The 17,944-nt window shown below is 66.7% G+C and carries 20 protein-coding genes; 13 read left to right on the forward strand and 7 right to left on the reverse strand.

The genetic code is table 11. The features are described 5' to 3' along the window. Window positions 1–2: 2 nt before the first annotated feature. A complete protein-coding gene (gene sucT, locus QOJ24_RS07545; protein ID WP_526260368.1) occupies window positions 3–2,174 on the reverse strand; it encodes an acetyltransferase SucT in 2,172 nt (723 codons plus the stop codon). 71 nt (window positions 2,175–2,245) lie between these two features. Here sucT and bioA point away from each other — a divergent pair, with 71 nt between their 5' ends. The 5 genes from bioA to QOJ24_RS07570 all read left to right on the forward strand — a co-directional run bounded on the left by bioA (window position 2,246) and on the right by QOJ24_RS07570 (window position 6,409). After that, the gene (bioA, locus tag QOJ24_RS07550; protein ID WP_526260369.1) at window positions 2,246–3,538 is read left to right on the forward strand and encodes an adenosylmethionine--8-amino-7-oxononanoate transaminase; all 1,293 of its coding nucleotides are present in this window, start codon (window positions 2,246–2,248) and stop codon (window positions 3,536–3,538) included. Window positions 3,539–3,594: 56 nt separating this feature from the next. Then, entirely contained in the window at window positions 3,595–4,737 is a 1,143-nt protein-coding gene (gene bioF / locus QOJ24_RS07555; protein ID WP_526260370.1) for an 8-amino-7-oxononanoate synthase, read from the forward strand. After that, window positions 4,734–5,414, forward strand: coding sequence for a dethiobiotin synthase (gene bioD / locus QOJ24_RS07560; protein ID WP_526260371.1), 681 nt, complete (start codon window positions 4,734–4,736; stop codon window positions 5,412–5,414). The genes bioF and bioD overlap by 4 nt, the downstream gene beginning before the upstream one ends. A gap of 1 nt (window position 5,415) precedes the next feature. After that, on the forward strand, window positions 5,416–5,943 hold the full coding sequence (locus tag QOJ24_RS07565; RefSeq protein ID WP_526260372.1) for a 2'-5' RNA ligase family protein: 528 nt from the start codon (window positions 5,416–5,418) through the stop codon (window positions 5,941–5,943). A 73-nt stretch (window positions 5,944–6,016) separates the two neighbouring features. Beyond that, window positions 6,017–6,409 carry a hypothetical protein gene (locus tag QOJ24_RS07570; protein ID WP_526260373.1) on the forward strand — a complete coding sequence of 131 codons (393 nt, stop codon included), beginning with the start codon at window positions 6,017–6,019 and terminating at the stop codon, window positions 6,407–6,409. Window positions 6,410–6,590: 181 nt separating this feature from the next. Here QOJ24_RS07570 and QOJ24_RS07575 read toward each other — a convergent pair whose 3' ends face one another. After that, on the reverse strand, window positions 6,591–7,178 hold the full coding sequence (locus QOJ24_RS07575; RefSeq protein ID WP_526260374.1) for a TetR/AcrR family transcriptional regulator: 588 nt from the start codon (window positions 7,176–7,178) through the stop codon (window positions 6,591–6,593). Window positions 7,179–7,254: 76 nt separating this feature from the next. Between QOJ24_RS07575 and bioB the strand changes: the two genes are divergently transcribed. From bioB to QOJ24_RS07590, 3 genes are read left to right on the forward strand one after another with little or no spacing between them, the layout of a single operon-like run. After that, window positions 7,255–8,250, forward strand: coding sequence for a biotin synthase BioB (bioB, locus tag QOJ24_RS07580; protein ID WP_526260375.1), 996 nt, complete (start codon window positions 7,255–7,257; stop codon window positions 8,248–8,250). Between the two features lie 14 nt (window positions 8,251–8,264). Continuing rightward, the gene (bsaP, locus tag QOJ24_RS07585; RefSeq protein ID WP_526260376.1) at window positions 8,265–8,465 is read left to right on the forward strand and encodes a biotin synthase auxiliary protein BsaP; all 201 of its coding nucleotides are present in this window, start codon (window positions 8,265–8,267) and stop codon (window positions 8,463–8,465) included. Beyond that, window positions 8,462–9,094 carry a DUF2567 domain-containing protein gene (locus QOJ24_RS07590; RefSeq protein ID WP_526260377.1) on the forward strand — a complete coding sequence of 211 codons (633 nt, stop codon included), beginning with the start codon at window positions 8,462–8,464 and terminating at the stop codon, window positions 9,092–9,094. Before bsaP ends, QOJ24_RS07590 begins: the two co-directional genes overlap by 4 nt. On the opposite strand, the gene QOJ24_RS07595 is transcribed toward QOJ24_RS07590, so the two are convergent. Together QOJ24_RS07595 and QOJ24_RS07600 are read right to left on the reverse strand one after the other, a co-directional pair. Then, the gene (locus QOJ24_RS07595; protein WP_526260378.1) at window positions 9,060–10,397 is read right to left on the reverse strand and encodes a lipase family protein; all 1,338 of its coding nucleotides are present in this window, start codon (window positions 10,395–10,397) and stop codon (window positions 9,060–9,062) included. The genes QOJ24_RS07590 and QOJ24_RS07595 overlap by 35 nt on opposite strands. Window positions 10,398–10,460: 63 nt before the next feature. Beyond that, entirely contained in the window at window positions 10,461–11,153 is a 693-nt protein-coding gene (locus QOJ24_RS07600; RefSeq protein ID WP_526260379.1) for an NrtR DNA-binding winged helix domain-containing protein, read from the reverse strand. Between the two features lie 46 nt (window positions 11,154–11,199). Here QOJ24_RS07600 and nadA point away from each other — a divergent pair, with 46 nt between their 5' ends. From nadA to nadC, 3 genes are read left to right on the forward strand one after another with little or no spacing between them, the layout of a single operon-like run. Next, a complete protein-coding gene (nadA, locus tag QOJ24_RS07605; protein ID WP_526260380.1) occupies window positions 11,200–12,219 on the forward strand; it encodes a quinolinate synthase NadA in 1,020 nt (339 codons plus the stop codon). Then, complete coding sequence (locus QOJ24_RS07610; protein WP_526260407.1) at window positions 12,219–13,730, forward strand: L-aspartate oxidase; 1,512 nt, start codon at window positions 12,219–12,221, stop codon at window positions 13,728–13,730. Before nadA ends, QOJ24_RS07610 begins: the two co-directional genes overlap by 1 nt. Beyond that, a complete protein-coding gene (gene nadC / locus QOJ24_RS07615; RefSeq protein ID WP_526260381.1) occupies window positions 13,730–14,587 on the forward strand; it encodes a carboxylating nicotinate-nucleotide diphosphorylase in 858 nt (285 codons plus the stop codon). The genes QOJ24_RS07610 and nadC overlap by 1 nt, the downstream gene beginning before the upstream one ends. On the opposite strand, the gene QOJ24_RS07620 is transcribed toward nadC, so the two are convergent. After that, the gene (locus tag QOJ24_RS07620) at window positions 14,584–15,150 is read right to left on the reverse strand and encodes a TetR/AcrR family transcriptional regulator (RefSeq protein WP_526260382.1); all 567 of its coding nucleotides are present in this window, start codon (window positions 15,148–15,150) and stop codon (window positions 14,584–14,586) included. The genes nadC and QOJ24_RS07620 overlap by 4 nt on opposite strands. Window positions 15,151–15,214: 64 nt before the next feature. Between QOJ24_RS07620 and QOJ24_RS07625 the strand changes: the two genes are divergently transcribed. Next, window positions 15,215–16,240, forward strand: coding sequence for a zinc-dependent alcohol dehydrogenase (locus QOJ24_RS07625; protein ID WP_526260383.1), 1,026 nt, complete (start codon window positions 15,215–15,217; stop codon window positions 16,238–16,240). Here QOJ24_RS07625 and QOJ24_RS07630 read toward each other — a convergent pair. Next, window positions 16,230–16,868, reverse strand: coding sequence for a LysE family translocator (locus QOJ24_RS07630; protein WP_526260384.1), 639 nt, complete (start codon window positions 16,866–16,868; stop codon window positions 16,230–16,232). The genes QOJ24_RS07625 and QOJ24_RS07630 overlap by 11 nt on opposite strands. Before the next feature lie 12 nt (window positions 16,869–16,880). Beyond that, complete coding sequence (locus QOJ24_RS07635) at window positions 16,881–17,291, reverse strand: nitroreductase family deazaflavin-dependent oxidoreductase (RefSeq protein WP_526260385.1); 411 nt, start codon at window positions 17,289–17,291, stop codon at window positions 16,881–16,883. A gap of 114 nt (window positions 17,292–17,405) precedes the next feature. Between QOJ24_RS07635 and QOJ24_RS07640 the strand changes: the two genes are divergently transcribed. Continuing rightward, window positions 17,406–17,894: a hypothetical protein gene (locus QOJ24_RS07640; RefSeq protein ID WP_526260386.1), complete on the forward strand. Its 489-nt coding sequence runs from the start codon at window positions 17,406–17,408 to the stop codon at window positions 17,892–17,894. Window positions 17,895–17,944: the final 50 nt, after the last annotated feature.

Here is a 17,944-nt window from a genome sequence, read left to right on the forward strand (position 1 = left end):
AGTCACCACCAGTGGGTGGCGGCCCCGATCTGGCGGCCCAGCTCATCGGACATCGTGCGCATGTAGGTCTTCGAGATGTGGTGGGAATCGTGGTAGATCAGCACGTTTCCCTCCACGGCGCGGCATACGTCCCTGCGGCACACCGCATCGCTGAGATCCAGCGGCTTCAGCAACGGGAATCGATTCGCCCAGACCAGCGTGGGATTAGTCGTCGCGAGCACGTCGGAACGTCTGATCCCGCACGAGATGCCGTTGCCGCCCTCGGCCAGGCAGTCGGCGGGGAAGAACGGTTGGCTCTTGCGCACCAGCCACGGCGTATCGCGCATCGCCAGGATCGGAATATTGTTGTCCGACAACGTTTGCCAGATCCCGACATAGGTGCCCGGCATCACGTCGCCGGCCTTGATGTTCCACGGCCGGGTGGCAGTGGTGAACAAGTAATCGGGATGGTCGGCGACGATCTTCTTCATCACCACCTCGTTCCACGTGTGGCACTTGGGGTAGGGCCGGTTGTCACCCATCACCAGGGGGACGTCCTCGGTGGTCAGCGGGCAGCCCATCTTCAGGTAGGTCGTCACCTTGAAATGGCGCCGCTTGCCCAACAGGTCGAGCGCGGTGATCCAATGCTCGGCGTGTGAGCCGCCTGCAAGCGCGATGGTGTGAGTCGCCGACTGGTCTCCGTAGCTGCATGTGATGACCTCGACGCTCTCGAAGTCGCTGATGCATCCGTCCACGGTGGTTTCGGGCAGGTCCTCCTTGGCCTCGAGCACCGTCGGCCGCATCGGCGCATCTGGCACCGGCGCGTTGTCGAGCAGCGCGTGCGCTCCCGGGTAGTCGACGGATTCCAGGGTGCCGAGGCCCTCGGCGTTCGCCCGCTGGACAAGGATGTGCTCGCGCCAGGTGAACGAGGTCGCGGTGAGCGCCACCCCCAGGGCAGCCACGATGGAGCCCAGCACGATCGTCGGCCTGCGCAGCCTGGTACGCAGCGGAATCTTCACCGACGGACCGGTGTCGACGCCCGCGGACCGGTAGCGCAGCGGGTTTTCCACGTATTTGGTGGTCAGGTAGGCGAGCAGTACCGAAACCAGCAACACTCCCGCGCCGTCGGCGAAGCCGGCGTGCTGGCGGTCCGAGTACACCAGCCAGAAAATCAGCAGCGGCCAGTGCCAGAGGTAGAGCGAGTAGGCGATCGACCCGAGCCACACGAACGACTTGGAGGCCAGCAGCCGGTTCGGTAAGGGCAGCTTGCCGCCCGTGTGCGGGTCGGCAAACCGGTTGGCGCCGGTGAGGATGAACAGCATGGTGGCGCCGACGGGCACCAGCGCCCACGGGCCGGGGAACTGCTTGACGCCGTCGATCAGCGCACCGCAGGACAGAATCGCGGCCAGTGCGACAACCGCGACCGTCGACCGCAGCCACATGGGCCAGCGGATGTACCCGACGAGCGCGCCGACCAGAGCGCCGAGCAGCAGTTCCCACCCACGCGCGAAGCTGTTGTAGTAGGCCGTCGACTGGTCGGCGTTATGAGCAAATACCGCATATACGAACGATGCGATGGTCAGTGCGCTGAGCAGCGTGACAAGTGCCGCTCGCATGTGGGCCATGAAGAGCTTGCGGAACAGTAGGGCGAACAGGAAAACCAACGCGAGAAAGCTTATGTAGAACTGGCCTTGGACCGACATCGACCAGATGTGCTGCAGCGGGCTGACGGCCTCGCCGGCGCGCAGATAGTCCGCAGCGGTGTTCGCCAGCTCCCAGTTCTGAAAGTAGCCGAGGCTTGCCAGGCTCTGATCAGCAAACGTCTCCCAGCGCGTTTCCGGTTGAATGAGAAACGTCAGGACGGCCGACGCGGCGAGCACCACGACAAGGGCGGGCAGCAACCGGCGAACCAACCGGGTGACTTCGGGGACGGGCCACAGCGACGCACCGGGTGTCAGCGCGGTCCGCAGCAGTCGGCCGCCGAAGAAGAAGCCCGAGAGTGCGAGAAACACGTCGACACCGCCCGATACCCGGCCGAACCAGACGTGGAACACCGCAACCAGCGCAATTGCGACCCCACGCAGGCCGTCGAGGTCGTGGCGGTAGAAGCCGGACTTGCGGTCGGCCGCCGACGCCCTCGTGCCGGGGACGCCCGCGGTAACCAGCGCCGGACGGGGAGGGGCGAGGGTCATCATGGTCGCGGGATAATCTACCGAAGATCGCTGTGCGTCTCATGTTGCGTATGCCGCCGTTAGGCTCGTTGTCCATGCCCGCGTTGAACCCCGCTGAAATCAGCGCGATCGACGCCGCCCACGTCTGGCATCCCTACAGCGCCATCGGCACCAGTGCCATGCCCTCCGTCGTGGCTGTCGGAGCCAGCGGAGCGTCGCTCACCTTGGTCGTGAGCGGCAAGCAGGTCGAGGTGCTGGACGCGATGAGCTCGTGGTGGACCGCCATCCACGGCCACGGCCATCCGGCGCTGGACTACGCGATCGCTTCCCAGCTGGCCAGGATGAACCACGTCATGTTCGGCGGCCTCACCCACGAACCCGCCGCGCGCCTCGCTCAGTTGCTCGTCGACATCACGCCTAAGGGCCTGGACACCGTCTTCTTCAGCGATTCGGGGTCCGTGTCGGTCGAAGTCGCCGTGAAGATGGCCCTGCAGTACTGGCGCAGCCAGGGCCGCGGCAAGAAGCAGCGGCTGATGACATGGCGGGGCGGCTATCACGGTGACACCTTCACACCGATGAGCGTGTGCGACCCCGACGGCGGCATGCACTCCCTGTGGACCGACATCCTGGCGCGTCAGATCTTTGCACCACAGGTGCCCACCGCATACGACCCGGCATACAGCGCCGCCTTCGAGGCGCAGCTGGCCGAGCACGCAGACGAGCTGGCCGCCGTGATCGTGGAGCCCCTTGTGCAGGGTGCGGGCGGCATGCGGTTCCATGACCCGCGCTACCTGAGCGACCTTCGGGATTTCTGTGACCGGCACGCGGTGCTGCTGATCTTCGACGAAATCGCCACCGGCTTCGGCCGCACCGGGACGCTGTTCGCCGCGGAGCAGGCAGCGGTGAGCCCCGACATCATGTGCGTCGGGAAGGCGCTCACCGGCGGCTACATCACCCTGGCCGCCACCCTGTGCTCGACGCACATCGCGCGCACGATCAGCGACAACGCACCAGGAGCGCTCATGCACGGCCCGACGTTCATGGCCAACGCACTTGCGTGCTCGGTGTCCGTGGCGTCGGTCGAACTCCTTCTCGGCCAGGATTGGCGGGCCCGGGTTGCCGAGATCGAAGCGGGCCTGCGCGACGGTCTCGAGCCGGCAAGGTCCCTTCCCGGCGTGGCGGACGTCCGGGTCCTCGGCGCCATCGGGGTCGTCGAAATGACGGAACCGGTCGACATGCCGGTGGCCACGGCGGCGGCCCTCGAGCACGGCATCTGGCTGCGACCGTTTCGCAACCTCGTCTACGCCATGCCGCCCTACATCTGCCCCCCCGCGGAGATCGGGCGGATCACCTCCGCGATGGTCGGCGTGGCGCGTGCACTAACCTGAACGGTGTTCAATTGTCGGCACCGCCGACCTGTTCAATTGTCGTCGATAGGAGCACCGTGACGCGGGTACAGGCGTCCCCGCTGGCCTGGCTCGACGACGTCGAGCGCCGCCGGCGCGCGGCCGGGCTGCGTCGGGCGCTTAGGGCTAGGCCGCCGGTCGGCGCCGAACTCGACCTCGCGTCCAACGACTATCTGGGCCTGTCACAGCATCCCGACGTGATCGACGGCGGCGTGGCCGCCCTGCGCACCTGGGGTGCCGGCTCGTCGGGGTCGCGGCTGGTCACCGGGAACACTGAACTCCACGAAGGGTTCGAGGACGCGTTGGCCGAATTCGTCGGCGCCGAGTCAGCGCTGGTGTTCTCCTCTGGCTACACCGCCAATCTCGGTGCGGTGGTCGCACTGTCGGGGCCGGGGTCACTACTGGTGTCCGACGCACTCACCCACGCGTCGCTGGTGGACGCCTGCCGCCTGTCGAAGGCACGGGTCGCGGTGACACCGCATCGAGACGTGGCCGCGGTGGAGCAGGCGCTGTCGTCCCGGGTCGAGGACCGCGCCGTGGTGATCACCGATTCGGTCTTCAGCGCCGACGGCGACCTCGCGCCGCTGCGTCGGCTCCACGACGCGTGCCGCCGCCATGGCGCGCTGCTGATCGTCGACGAGGCGCACGGCCTCGGCCTGCGGGGGACCGGCGGACGGGGCCTGCTCGAGGAGGTCGGGCTTGCGGGCGCGCCCGATGTCGTGATGACCGTGACGATGTCCAAGGCGCTCGGCAGCCAGGGCGGCGCGGTACTGGGACCCTCAGCTGTGCGCGACCATCTGATCGACGCGGCGCGGCCCTTCATCTTCGACACCGGGCTGGCGCCTGCGGCTGTCGGCTCGGCGTGGGCTGCGCTTCAAGTGCTGATCGCCGAGCCGTGGCGGGCGGAGGACGTGCTGCGCTACGCTGCCGAACTGGCCTCGGTGTGCGACGTCCCCGACCGACCCGAATCTGCCGTCGTCTCAGTAATTTTGGGGGCACCCGAGGTTGCATTGGCCGCCGCGACCGCATGCCTCGACCGGGGCGTGCGGGTGGGCTGCTTCCGTCCTCCGACCGTGCCTGCCGGCACGTCACGGCTGCGGCTGACGGCGCGGGCGTCGTTGTCCGAGGACGAGTTGGCGCTGGCGCGCAAGGTGCTCACGGAAGTGCTGTCGACGGCTTGAGCGTTCTCGTCGTCACGGGCACCGACACCGGCGTCGGCAAGACGGTGGCCACGGCGGCGCTGGCGTGTCACGCGCGGTTGGCCGGAATCGACGTAGCGGTGTGCAAGCCGGTGCAGACCGGGTCAGCCGACGGTGACGATGACCTCGCCGAGATCGGCCGATTGTCCGGCGTCACCGAATTGCACGGCCTGGCAACGCTTCCCGAACCACTCGCGCCGGCCGCAGCCGCACAGCGCGCTGGGGTACGGTTACCGACCCGCGGCGAGTTGGCCTCGATGGTCGCACGCGTGGACCGGCCGGGACGGTTGACCCTGGTCGAGGGCGCTGGCGGATTGCTCGTCGAGATCGGTGACGGCGGGGTGACTCTTCGGGACCTCGCCGTCGATCTGGGCGCCAAGGTACTGATCGTCGTCAGAGCAGGTTTGGGTACGTTGAACCACGCCGCGTTGACACTGGAAGCGCTTGCCTCACAACACGTTGGGCACACCGGCTTGGTGATCGGCGCGTGGCCGCAGAACCCCGGCGTCGTCGAGACCGGCAACCGCGAGGTGCTGTCGGCGATGGCACCGCTGCGCGCCGTATTGCCTGCAGGCGCAGGTGCACTTCGGTCAGACCGGTTCGAGTCGATGAGCTCGGTCGCATTCGACCCGCACTGGGTGACGAGCTTGGTGGTCTGACATGGTGCACTCCGTCGAACTGCTTTTCGACACCGAGACCGACGCCCAGGTGCGCCACCTCTGGTCCGAGTTGACCGATGCCGGCGTGCGCAGCCTGGCCAGTTCGACGTCGCCCAGCAACCGGCCGCACGTCACCTTGTCTGTCGCCGAGGACATGGGCAACGCCGTCAACGACGCGCTGCGTGGGCTGCTACACCGACTGCCGTTCTCCTGCACGATCGGTGCCCCGATGCTGTTCGGCCGCGGGCCGTTCACGCTTGTTCGCCTGCTGATCCCCTCCGCCGAACTGCTGGCACTTCAGGCCGACGTGCACGAGGTGTGCCTTCCGCACATATCGCCGGCAGGTCCGTTACCGCATGCGAAACCCGGCCAGTGGACACCTCATGTCACGCTGGCCCGGCGCGTCGCGCAGGACAAGCTGGCCGATGCGCTCTCGCCGCGCCGCATGACGCGGAACATGCGGGCCACGGCGGTGGGGCTTCGACACTGGGACGGCAACAAGCGAGTCGAGTACCCGATCGGGCCTTGAGATCGACGGCAAAAAGTGCAGAAGTTGCTTCGTGTGCCGGTAACCGTCGTACTCTCCGCTTGGGAGGCCCACAATGTCCACCAAAATAAAGAGCCTGGCCCTTCTCGCCGCAATGCCGATTGGTGCGGCAGCGATAGCGATCCCCGTCGCCGCAGCGGATCCGTCGGAATGCGGCGTGTTATGGGGTGACTACTGCTACACCGGCGACCAACAGAAGGTGCCACCGGCCGCTCCCTCCATATCGTGGAACGAGGGGCTCGGCAGCTTGACCGCGCACATCACCGACCACAGCGGAGTGGCATCGCAGTGCACATACGCGTCTGATCTCGTCAACCGCAGCTTCTCGTTGCCCGCTAACGGCAGCTTCGATGTGGTTATCGCTCCGGCCGTTCCCGCATTCCGGAGTTGGGATGTGAGCGTCTCCTGTGACAACGGGGCGGTCGCCAACACCTCGAAGTTCTACTAGCGTTTTTCGCCAAGTTGCTTCGCTGCAACACTTTTCGGCACACACATGCGCCATGCGTCGATCCAGATACACGATTTGCCCGATGCGGAACTTGACCCGGTCGCGAACCACCGCCTCGTAAGACCGGGGCAGAGAAGCCACGATCTGGCGCACATCGTCGACGGACACCATGGCCGCGACGTTAGTCGGACACCCCGACAACCGACCGCCGCGCTTGGATCCCGTCGACGAGCAAGGACAACCCGAAACCGAACCGGTCGCCTGCATCGTCGGCAAGCGCCGACTGCTGGTCGGGCAGATCGGCGCCCGCGGCGTCCCACTGCAGTCGGGACTGCTCGTCGGCGGTGAAGCCCAGCACGTAATAGACGATGGTGCGGGCCGCCAGTTCGGTATGCGTGCCGACCACCCCTGCATCGGCCGCGGCGTCGGAGAGGCGGGCAACAACCCGCGTCATCGCCTGCGATTGGCCGGCTGCGAAGCTGGCGGCGACCAGCTCGGCGCCGTCGGTGTGCGACAGCAAAGCGTCCCGCAAGCGACCGCAGATCCCGGCGACGCGGTCTCGCCACTCGCACGGCACGTCACCGACAGGCTCCAGAATGCGGTCGGCGATCGCACCGAGGAGCTGCTGCTTGTTGGAGAAATGCCAGTACAGCGCGCCGGGGGAAACATTGAGTTCACGGCCCAGTCGGCGCATCGTCAGGTCAGCGATCCCGTAGTTGTCCAGGATCGCCGTCGCCGCCTCGACCACGTCGCGTTTGTGCAGCTGCACCCGGCTACCATAACCTGAACGCTGTTCAATTCTCGGCACCGCCGAGGTGTTCAAGCCGGAGCAAGGAGCATGACTGTTGACCGACATCCTGACCGAGGCCCGCGAGCAGGTGCTCGAACGAGGTGAGGGCCTGACGCAGGACCAGGTGCTGACCGTGCTGCAACTGCCGGACGATCGGCTCGACGAACTGCTCGCACTCGCCCACGACGTGCGGATGCGTTGGTGCGGCCCGGAGGTCGAGGTCGAGGGCATCATCAGCCTGAAAACCGGAGGCTGCCCAGAGGATTGCCACTTCTGTTCGCAGTCAGGGCTTTTCGCTTCGCCTGTGCGCAGCGCCTGGCTTGATATTCCGAGCCTGGTGGAAGCGGCCAAGCAGACGGCCAAGTCCGGAGCGACCGAGTTCTGCATCGTGGCAGCCGTACGCGGGCCCGACGAGCGGTTGCTGGCGCAGGTCGCTGCAGGCATCGAGGCGATCCGCAACGAGGTGGACATCCAGATCGCCTGCTCGCTGGGCATGCTGACCCAGGAGCAGGTCGAGCGGCTGTCAGAGATGGGCGTGCACCGCTACAACCACAACCTGGAGACGGCCAAGTCGTTCTTCCCCGAGGTGGTGACGACGCATACCTGGGACGAGCGCTGGGACACGCTGTCGATGGTCCGCGACGCGGGCATGGAGGTCTGCTGCGGCGGCATCCTCGGCATGGGCGAGACGCTCGAGCAACGTGCCGAGTTCGCGGCCAACCTGGCCGAACTCAATCCACACGAGGTCCCGCTGAACTTCCTCAACCCGCGGCCGGGCACGCCGTTCGGCGATCTGGACGTGCTGCCCGCGGCGGAGGCACTGAAGGCCGTGGCGGCTTTCCGGCTGGCGTTGCCGCGCACCATGCTGCGGTTCGCGGGTGGGCGTGAGATCACGCTCGGCGACCTCGGCGCCAAGCAGGGCATCCTCGGCGGCATCAACGCGGTCATCGTGGGCAACTACCTGACCACGCTCGGTCGTCCGGCCGAGGCCGACCTTGAGCTGCTCGACGATCTTGCGATGCCGATCAAGGCGCTCAACGCCACGATCTAGCCGTGGCTTGTCTGATGGGGACCGTCAAATTCAACGTCTACACTGGCGAGCCCGCAGGCGGCGCCGTGCCTACTGCGGCCCGACTCGGGCTGGAGCCACCACGCTTCTGCTCCGAGTGCGGCAGGCGGATGGTCGTCCAAGTGCGTCCGGACGGCTGGTCGGCGAAGTGCTCGCGGCACGGCACACAGGATTCGAAGGATCTTGACAAGCGATGAATGAGGTTGCACCACCGCGTGTTTCACGGCGCCGTGCTGCTGCGACGGTGATCGTCGGGTTGGCTGTCGCCGGCACATTCACGGGTGCGTTGTGGGCATGGATAGCGCCGCCGATCCACGGCGTCATTGCGTTGACCAAGAGCGGCGATCGAGTGCATGCCGCGCTGGGCACCGAAACGGACAACTTCTTCATCGCAGCTTTTCTGCTGGTGGGTCTGGTCGTGATGCTTGCGGTGGTGACCGCCGTGCTGACGTGGCAGTGGCGGCCGCACCGCGGCCCGGTGATGTGCGCGGCGTTGTCCATCGGCTCGGCCGCGGCGTTCGGCGCGGCCGCGGGCGTGGGTGCGCTGATCGTACGGTCGCGCTACGACGTCATCGACATCGCCGGTGCGCCGATCTCGGCGGATGATCGGGTGGTCTACGTCACCGAGGCGCCGCCGGTGTTCTTCGCGCACTCGGGCTGGTTGATCGCGGCATCGGTGTTGTTCCCGGCGGCGCTGGCGGCGCTGGTCTATGCGCTCATCGCGGTATCCACGTCACGCGACGATCTCGGCGGCTGGCCTCCGGAGGAAGAACCGGTGCTGCGGCCACCGGTCACAATGGACGACGCTCTACCGTCCGCCCCGTGACCACCTTTGCCGCAATCCGCACGAGCCGGGCCATCCCCATATAGGTCATCGGGTTCAGCAGCGTCGGCCATGTCGTCCGAACAATGTGCTCACTCAGCGGCTTGTCGGCAAACCGATCGATCAACCATCGCAGCGCCATCGGCGCCGACATCGGATGCAGCAGCATGTGCTCGCTGAACATGTCGCGGTGGTAGGTCACCGACGCGCCGCCGGACTGGTAGGTGTCGACCAGTTCGTCGATGTCGTCGACCGACACGATTCGATCGTGCACCGCCTGGACCAGCAGCACCGGCGGTGTGGGAACGGCAGTGCCCAGCTTGATGTCGGCGAAAATGTTCTGAAGCTCGGGCAGGTCGAGTATCTCGTTGAGCGGCCGGTCGATCAGCTTGCCCATGTCCATGCCGATCAGCCGCAGCACCGCGTGAACGGTGGTCATGTTCTCCGCCCGCAGCAGCATCGCCTTGCCGGTGTCGTTGGCGTGCTCCTGAATGATCCGGTCGAGTTCGGGATAGGCGTGCGACAGGGCGGCGACCACCATCGCGGGTAGCGCCGAGTAGAAGCTGCCGTTGAGCCTGCGGAACGTGTTGCCGAGGTCGCCGACGGGCGAGCCGAGGACCGCGCCGACGACGTTCAGCTCGGGAGCGTATGTCCCACTCACCTCGGCCGCCCATGCAGTGGCCAGTCCACCGCCCGAATAGCCCCACAGCCCGATCGGCGCCGTCGCCGAAAGACCGAGGCTTTCGGAGCTCAGTGCGGCTCGCAGCCCGTCAAGGATTCGGTAGCCGGGCTCGTGCGGCGTCCCCCACGCTCCCTTGGATCCCTCGTGGTCGGGTACCGACACCGCCCAGCCCTCGGCGAGCGCCGCACAGATGAGCAGAAACTCGAATTGCGCGAGCGCTCCTGGCGCGACGGCCCGCCTGCGCAGCGCGTATGACGGGAAGCAGCGCGACGTGATGGCGTCGATCGCGCACTGGTAGGACACCACGGGACAGACGCGTTCGGGGCCGCGCTCGGCCGGCGCGATCACTGTGGTCACCGACGCCTCGGGCGCACCGTTCATGTCGGTGGTGCGGTACAGCAGCTGGGTGGCTGTCAGCTTCTGCGGTATCAGCCCCAAGAAGGCCACCTCGACGTCGCGGCTGCGCAGCACCGTACCGGGTGCCGCGTGCTGGAAGCCCTGCGGCGGGTCATAGAACGGGTCGTCACGCGGCAGCGGTGGACGGACGCCGCGCTTCATCGCCTCGTGCGGTACGGAGCCGATCCACTCGGCACCGGCGGCCGGTGCGACGTTGCCCAAGTCCATCCGGCCAGTATCGCTTAAGAAAGTAATAAGAACCTAATTCCGGACGCCTAGAACATCCACGTGTCACCCCGGCGGCCGCAGAGCGGCGAACTCGTCGGTGACTCGGTAAGCGGACTCGGTGAAGCGATAGAGAGCCGCGGGCCGCCCGCCGCTGCGGCCTGAGCGCGCGGTCGTGCCGGTCGGCGTGATGACGCCGCGACGTCCGAGCACCCGCTGAAGATTCGTCGCGTCCACTTGATAGCCGAGCGTTGCACCGTAGATATCACGCAAGGCGGAGAGGGCGAATTCCCTTGGAGCTAGCGCGAATCCGATGTTGGTGTAAGACATTTTCGCGACCAGACGGGCGCGTGCGTGCTCGACCATGGTCCCATGATCGAACGCCATCGGTGGCAGCGCGTTCACCGGGTGCCAGTGAGTATCGGGCGGCAACTCGGGGGTCGCGGGGGAGGGCACCAGGCCCAGAAATGTAGACGCGATCGTGCGCGTATCGGGCACCCGCTGCGGGTCCGAGAACACAGCCAACTGTTCGAGGTGAGCCAGTTCACGCAGATCGACCTTCTCTGCGAGTTGTCGCCTAACCGAACTGATCATGTCTTCGTCGTGACGCAGCGTGCCGCCGGGCAGCGACCATGCACCGCGCTGCGGTTCCTTCGCACGTTGCCACAGCAGCACGCTGAGCTGCGGGCTCCTGGAGCTCAGCTGCCGAACTTGAAAGACGACGGCGAGCACCTCGTGTGCAGTGCTACCATTAGCCATGTTTTCGATTATAAGTCGAAAACCTCTGGATCGCGAGGAGGCGGCCATGACGGTGTTGGACGAGCGGATCGTGAACGGTCCGACCGGCTATTCCGGTGTCGACGGCGACGAGGAATGGGCCGCTGAAGTGCGACGTCTGGCGGGACTCCGTGGCGCCACGCTGTTGGCTCACAACTACCAGCTGCCTGCGATCCAGGACGTCGCCGACCACGTCGGCGACTCATTGGCGCTGTCCCGAATCGCCGCTGAGGCGCCCGAGGACACGATCGTCTTCTGCGGTGTGCACTTCATGGCCGAGACGGCCAAGATCCTGTCTCCGGAGAAGACGGTGCTGATCCCCGACCAGCGGGCCGGCTGCTCGCTGGCCGACTCGATCACCGCCGACGACCTGCGGGCCTGGAAGGCCGAGTTCCCCAACGCGGTCGTGGTGTCCTACGTGAACACCACCGCGGCGGTGAAGGCGGAAACCGACATCTGCTGCACATCGTCCAACGCGGTCGAAGTGGTGGCCTCCATTCCCGAGGACCGCGACGTGTTGTTTTGCCCGGATCAATTCCTCGGTGCACACGTGCGGCGGATCACGGGCCGCAAGAACCTTCACATCTGGGCGGGCGAATGCCATGTGCACGCGGGCATCAACGGTGAGGAACTCGCCGATAAGGCGCTCGCACATCCCGAAGCCGAGCTCTATGTGCATCCCGAATGTGGTTGTGCGACATCGGCTCTGTACCTCGCGGGTGAGGGCGCTTTCCCCGAGGACCGGGTGAAGATCCTGTCCACCGGCGGCATGCTCGACGCCGCCCGCGAGACCAAGGCCCGTCAGGTCCTGGTCGCCACCGAGGTCGGCATGCTGCACCAACTGCGGCGGGCCGCACCCGAAGTCGACTTCCGCGCCGTGAACGACCGCGCATCCTGCAAGTACATGAAGATGATCACCCCCGCCGCACTGCTGCGCTGCCTGATCGAGGGCGCCGACGAAGTCGACGTCGATCCCGAAACGGCGTCACGTGCGCGGGCCAGCGTCCAGCGGATGATCGAGATCGGTCGACCCGGCGGCGGTGAATGATGTGGCATCAGCGAGCCGACGTGGTCGTCGTCGGAACGGGAGTGGCCGGCCTCGTGGCCGCCCTGGCCGCACACCGTCGCGGCCGAAGGGTTGTCGTGCTGAGCAAGGCCGCAGACACCGCGACGTTCTATGCCCAGGGCGGCATCGCTGTGGTGCTTCCGGAGACCGACGACTCGATCGACGCACATGTGGCCGACACGGTCGCCGCGGGTGCCGGGCTGTGTGACGTCGGTGCCGTGCGGTCGATCGTGTCCGACGGCTATCGCGCCGTCCGCGAACTCGTGGACGACGGAGCGCGCTTCGACGAGGCCGAGCCTGGTCGCTGGTCGCTGACGCGCGAAGGGGGGCACTCCCGACGCCGCATCATCCACTCCGGCGGTGACGCCACAGGGGCCGAGGTGCAGCGTGCGCTGGACCAGGCCGCCGCGACCCTGGACATCCGCCGCAACCACGTCGCGCTGCAGATACTGCAGACCGATGGTTCGGCGACCGGCGTGCACGTGCTCAACGAGGACGGGCCCGGCATCGTGCACGCGCCGTCGGTGGTACTCGCGACGGGCGGTCTGGGCCACCTGTATGCGGCCACCACCAACCCCGAGGGTTCGACCGGTGACGGTGTCGCGCTTGCGCTGTGGGCGGGCGTGCCGATCAGTGATATCGAGTTCATCCAGTTTCACCCGACCATGCTGTTCGACGGTCACGCCAGCGGACGCCGTCCGTTGATCACCGAAGCCGTTCGTGGTGAGGGCGGTATTCTCCTTGATCGTCAAGGCAATTCGATCACCGCAGGCGTTCATCCGATGGGTGATCTCGCGCCGCGCGATGTAGTCGCGGCTGCCATCGATGCCCGGTTGCGCGAAACGGGGGACCCCTGCGCATACCTGGACGCGCGCGGAATCACCGACTTCGATCGACGTTTCCCGACGGTGACGGCGGCGTGCCGTGCTGCAGGCATCGACCCTGCGCGCCAGCCGATTCCGGTGGTGCCGGGGGCGCACTACAGCTGCGGTGGAGTGGTCGCCGATGTGCACGGCCGCACCGATCTTCCCGGCTTGTTCGCCGCGGGCGAGGTGGCCCGCACGGGTATGCACGGTGCGAACCGGCTGGCCTCCAACAGCCTGTTGGAGGGACTGGTCGTCGGCGGGCGCGCCGGGCAGGCGGCCGCCGAACACGCCGTCGACGCCGGACCGGTGCGCGCCGAGCTCGGTGACGCAGAGATCCGGGTTGCCCTTCCGCGCAACAAGTTACAGCGTGCTATGGCCACGTACGCCTCGGTAGTCAGGGACGCCGACGGCTTGGCGCAACTGGCGCGTGAACTCGAGGCGGCCGATCCGCGGGACCTCGACGGCCGAGCCAGTTTCGAGGATGTCGCGCTGACGACGACGGCACGCGCGGTTACCGCCGCCGCGGTGGCCCGAAACGAGACGCGCGGCTGCCATCACCGGTCCGACTTTCCTGACACCGACCCAGCTCTGGCTCACAGCCAGGTGTTCGCGGCGGCCTGCTGCTGATGGAACTCAGTGCCGACGAGCTGACGGAGGCTCGCAGGGTCATCGCGCGCGCGCTGGAGGAAGACCTGCGCTACGGCCCCGACGTCACCACCCTGGCCACCGTGTCCGCGGACGCGAGCACAACAGCCTCCATGGTGACCCGCGAAGCGGGCGTCATCGCCGGGCTCGAGGTGGCGCTTCTGGTCCTCGACGAGGTGCTCGGTCCCGACGGGTACCGGTTGAAGGAGCGTGTCGACGACGGTGTCCGACTCGAGCCACGCGGGGTGGTGATGGTCGTCGAGGCGTCGACTCAGGGCCTGCTGACCGCCGAGCGGACGATGCTCAACCTGGTCTGCCACCTGTCGGGCATCGCGACGACCACCGCGGCATGGGTCGAGGCGGTCGAGGGCACGAACGCCAAGATCCGCGACACCCGTAAGACGTTGCCTGGCATGCGTGCGCTGCAGAAGTATGCGGTGCGGGTGGGCGGCGGCGTCAACCACCGGTTGGGGCTAGGCGATGCGGCGTTGATCAAGGACAACCATGTCGCTGCCGCAGGTTCAGTGGTCGCCGCGCTGCGCGCCGTCCGCGAGGTGGCGCCAGATCTGCCGTGTGAAGTCGAGGTCGACTCGCTCGAACAGCTCGACGACGTGCTTGCCGAGAATGTGGAACTCGTTCTGCTGGACAACTTCCCGGTGTGGCAGACCCAGATCGCGACCCAGCGCCGCGACGCCAAGGCTCCGCAGACGAAGCTGGAGTCCTCAGGCGGTCTGTCACTGGAAACGGCCTCCGAATACGCGGGTACGGGCGTCGACTACCTGGCCGTCGGCGCCCTCACCCATTCAGTGAATGTGCTGGATATCGGGCTGGACCTCTAGCGCGCCAACAGCGAACGCGCCGCGGCCTTGGCGGCATCCAGCGCATCGGCATTCCCCGCGATGCGCGACAGGATCAGTGCACCTTCGATGAGGGCGATGACCGCGAGCGCCGTCTGCCCGGCATCGGGCTCCCGCCAGCCGTCGGCGCGGAGACGCTCGGCGACCGCAGCGCTCCAGCCGGCGAAGGCATTGGCGGATGCGTCGCGCACCGCAGGGCTGGCGTTGACCGACTCGGTGGCGATCGGTTCGATCGGGCATCCGTCGCGCCTGTCGGACGCCAACTGCACGACCAGAAGGTCGATCCAGCCTGCGACGATGTCGCCGACCGACGAGTCACTGTCCAGGAACCGGCGCAGCAGCCGTTCGATCTCTCCGCCCGCCGACTCGACGACGGCGGCCGCCAGCTGCTGTTTTCCGTTCGGAAAGTGGTGGTAGAGCGAACCGGCCTTGACGTCTGCGGTCTCCAAGATCTGGTTCACACCCGTGGCCGCGTAGCCCTGCCTGCGGAACAGCAGGGCCGCGGTGTCTATCAGCGCGGTACGGCTTCGATCGGGGCGGGGCACCCCTTGACAATACTAGAACAGTCGCTCAAGAATACTTGAACGACCACTAAAGAAGGACGGCGGGATGCAGCAGCTGACATTCGAGGAGGCCGGGCGTTACGCCTGGCGCGATGCTCCCGACCCGGAGATATCCGACGGTCGGCAGGCGCTTGTGCGGCCGCTGATGGTGGCCTGCTGCGACCTGGACGTCGCCGTCGCCGAGGGGATGTTGCCGATGCCGCCCGGGCACGCCGTCGGCCATGAGGGACTCGCTGAGGTCGTCGCCGTCGGCGACCAGGTCACCAACGTGAGCGTGGGCGACCGCGTCGTGGTGCCGTTTCAGATCAACTGCGGGCAGTGCAACGCATGCCGCCGTGGTGCGACCGGTTCTTGCGCGTCGCTTCCGCTGATGGCGATGTACGGCATGGCGCCACTGGCCGGTCTGGACGGCGGCGGTTTCATGGCCGATCTCGTGATGGTGCCGTTCGCCGATGCGATGCTGCTGCCCATTCCGGCGGGCGTCGACCCGGTAGCGATCGCCTCCTTGTCGGACAACATCCCCGACGGCTGGCGCGCGGTCGGTCCGTACCGCTCGGAATTGGCGGCCCTCGACGAGGTCGACCGCCGGATGCTCGTGGTCGGTAGGCGGTCGATCGGCTTGTACGCCGCGGCTTTTGGATTGGCGTACGGCGCGCAGGTCGACTACATCGACACCGACCATCAGCGGCTCGCCACGGCGGAGAAGCTCGGTGCGCATGTCCACGAGCGTCTGAAGCCGGACAAATCATGGGATCCGTATCCGGTCACGGTGCACACGTCGGCAGACCCGTCGGTGCTCGCCTCGACGCTGCGCGTGACGTGGCCGGACGGTGTCTGCACCGACACAGGCATCTACTACCAGGGCAAGGTCGACATGCCCCTGCTGCCGATGTACACCCGCGGTGTGCGCTTCGTCACCGGACGGGTCAACGCACGGGCTGCGATACCCGGGATCCTCGAATTGCTCTCTGCGTCTTGTGATTTGTCGCCCGCCGTCGACCGGGTCGTGCCGTGGGAGGACGCGCCGTCGGTCTGGCCGACGATGACCGGGAAGACTGTCTTCATGCGGTAGCGGGGCCGCGTCGCACCAGGGACAGGATGACGGCGGCGGCGGCGAACAAGCCCGAGAACACACGGTTGACGACCGTTTGTTTGCGAGGAGTCTGCATCCACTTGAGCAGCCGAACAGACAAAGCCGTGTAGAGGCCCATCACCACGAGGTCGACGGCGACCATCGTCACGCCGATCGCCAGGTACTGCGGCAGCAGGGGCGCAGTCGGCACGACGAATTGGGGGAGCACGGCGAGGAAGAACACCAATCCCTTGGGGTTGGTCGCGTTGACGAGGAATCCGCGAACAACGAGCGAGAGCCTGCCGCCGTCCGTCGCCCTGCCAACCTGCTCGCGCAGATCCACTGTCGCGGTTCGCCATTGCCGCACGGCCAGATAGAACAGGTAGGCCACACCGATCCACTTGATGATGTTGAAGGCGAGGATCGAGCTCGTCACCACTGCGCCGAGGCCGGCCGCCACCAGCGACAGCTGCAGCATGAGACCGATTTCCAACCCGAGGATGCTCCAATACCCGCGTCGCACACCGTGGGTCAGCCCGGTCGCCATCGATTGGATGGCGCCCGCTCCCGGCGAGACGGCGATCGCGAGCGCCGCACCGAAGAACGTCAGCCAGACTTGCCATGCCATTGCGACAGTGTGTCACGCGATATCGGCGACAAGCACTCCCATTTTCCGGGCCTGGACACGGGCCATGAACGGCAGGCCGTCGGCGTCGCCGCCTGCGGGCACGATCCGCGGGTTGACGATGTGGACGGTCCGCTTGCCGAAGAGCACGTCGGCCTCCTCGGCGGCGAGCACGTTTTTGACCCAGTCAGTCTTGCCGTGTCCCAACGTGATGGCCAGCACGCTGCCTTTGCGGAACGGAGTGACGACCGTTTCATAGGTCTTGCCGGACTTGCGGCCGCGGTGCCTGATCTTGGCTACTCCGGGCATCAGTCGCGCGACGCGTTTCACAACCGGGTTCATGTACTTGATCTGCAGACGCTCGAACGTGGGGGGATAGACCATCGGCACGCCCGGCGCATTATTGGGGTGATCCTTGGCGGACATGGGTGTGACATTACGCAAGTCAGAGACCACGCCGGAATGCGCGTAGGAGATTGATGCAGACTCGCGAGCGCAAAGTTCGCTGGCAAAGACTCTCCGGCCGTTACGATCGGCCGCATGTCTGAGCCAACGGGGTATTCGAGGGGATTTATCATTTCTGTCTTGGCGCTGGTCGTAGCGCTCGTCGCAGTCGGCCTTGCCGTCTGGGCACTCATGAAGGAGCCATCGAAAGAAGCACAGGTTTTCACCGGCACAACCACCGACGACCCCAAGGGCAGCATCTGCGAGTCGTTCAACGTCATCCGCAACGGCGTCCAGATCAACACGAACCTGCAGCCTCCCGGCGGTCCCGAGGACGTCACCGGGTCGATGGCGGTGGCCGCCAATGCGCGCCTCGCCCTCTACGACGGTGGGCAGTACCTTCTCGCGCGGCTTCAGCCGGGGACTCCCCCCGACCTGGCCGACGCGGTTCGCAAGTTCGCCAACAACCTGATGGACATCGGCGCCAGGTCGACGTCGGGCATCCCGAACTCCGACCCCGGCCAGGCCGCACGGTTGAAGGAAGCAGACGAGGCGAACGCGAAGATCACCGAACTCTGCAAGTGAGCGCCCGCCTCACCTGAGCCGGACGCCGCGCGGACTGCCGCGACATAACG

The organism is Mycobacterium sp. (assembly GCF_032159775.1).
In the GTDB taxonomy this organism is placed as follows: Bacteria; Actinomycetota; Actinomycetes; order Mycobacteriales; family Mycobacteriaceae; genus Mycobacterium.

What these genes read in the sequence shown, in the direction of transcription:
- nadA (WP_526260380.1), top strand. Translation starts at nt 11,200, where the DNA reads ATGACGGTGTTGGACGAGCGGATCGTGAACGGTCCGACCGGCTATTCC.
- nadC (WP_526260381.1), top strand. Translation starts at nt 13,730, where the DNA reads ATGGAACTCAGTGCCGACGAGCTGACGGAGGCTCGCAGGGTCATCGCG.
- QOJ24_RS07625 (WP_526260383.1), top strand. Translation starts at nt 15,215, where the DNA reads ATGCAGCAGCTGACATTCGAGGAGGCCGGGCGTTACGCCTGGCGCGAT.
- QOJ24_RS07635 (WP_526260385.1), bottom strand. Translation starts at nt 17,291, where the DNA reads ATGTCCGCCAAGGATCACCCCAATAATGCGCCGGGCGTGCCGATGGTC.
- QOJ24_RS07640 (WP_526260386.1), top strand. Translation starts at nt 17,406, where the DNA reads ATGTCTGAGCCAACGGGGTATTCGAGGGGATTTATCATTTCTGTCTTG.
- QOJ24_RS07590 (WP_526260377.1), top strand. Translation starts at nt 8,462, where the DNA reads ATGAATGAGGTTGCACCACCGCGTGTTTCACGGCGCCGTGCTGCTGCG.
- bsaP (WP_526260376.1), top strand. Translation starts at nt 8,265, where the DNA reads ATGGGGACCGTCAAATTCAACGTCTACACTGGCGAGCCCGCAGGCGGC.
- QOJ24_RS07600 (WP_526260379.1), bottom strand. Translation starts at nt 11,153, where the DNA reads ATGGCTAATGGTAGCACTGCACACGAGGTGCTCGCCGTCGTCTTTCAA.
- sucT (WP_526260368.1), bottom strand. Translation starts at nt 2,174, where the DNA reads ATGATGACCCTCGCCCCTCCCCGTCCGGCGCTGGTTACCGCGGGCGTC.
- QOJ24_RS07595 (WP_526260378.1), bottom strand. Translation starts at nt 10,397, where the DNA reads ATGGACTTGGGCAACGTCGCACCGGCCGCCGGTGCCGAGTGGATCGGC.
- QOJ24_RS07565 (WP_526260372.1), top strand. Translation starts at nt 5,416, where the DNA reads ATGGTGCACTCCGTCGAACTGCTTTTCGACACCGAGACCGACGCCCAG.
- bioA (WP_526260369.1), top strand. Translation starts at nt 2,246, where the DNA reads ATGCCCGCGTTGAACCCCGCTGAAATCAGCGCGATCGACGCCGCCCAC.
- QOJ24_RS07610 (WP_526260407.1), top strand. Translation starts at nt 12,219, where the DNA reads ATGTGGCATCAGCGAGCCGACGTGGTCGTCGTCGGAACGGGAGTGGCC.
- QOJ24_RS07630 (WP_526260384.1), bottom strand. Translation starts at nt 16,868, where the DNA reads ATGGCATGGCAAGTCTGGCTGACGTTCTTCGGTGCGGCGCTCGCGATC.
- QOJ24_RS07570 (WP_526260373.1), top strand. Translation starts at nt 6,017, where the DNA reads ATGTCCACCAAAATAAAGAGCCTGGCCCTTCTCGCCGCAATGCCGATT.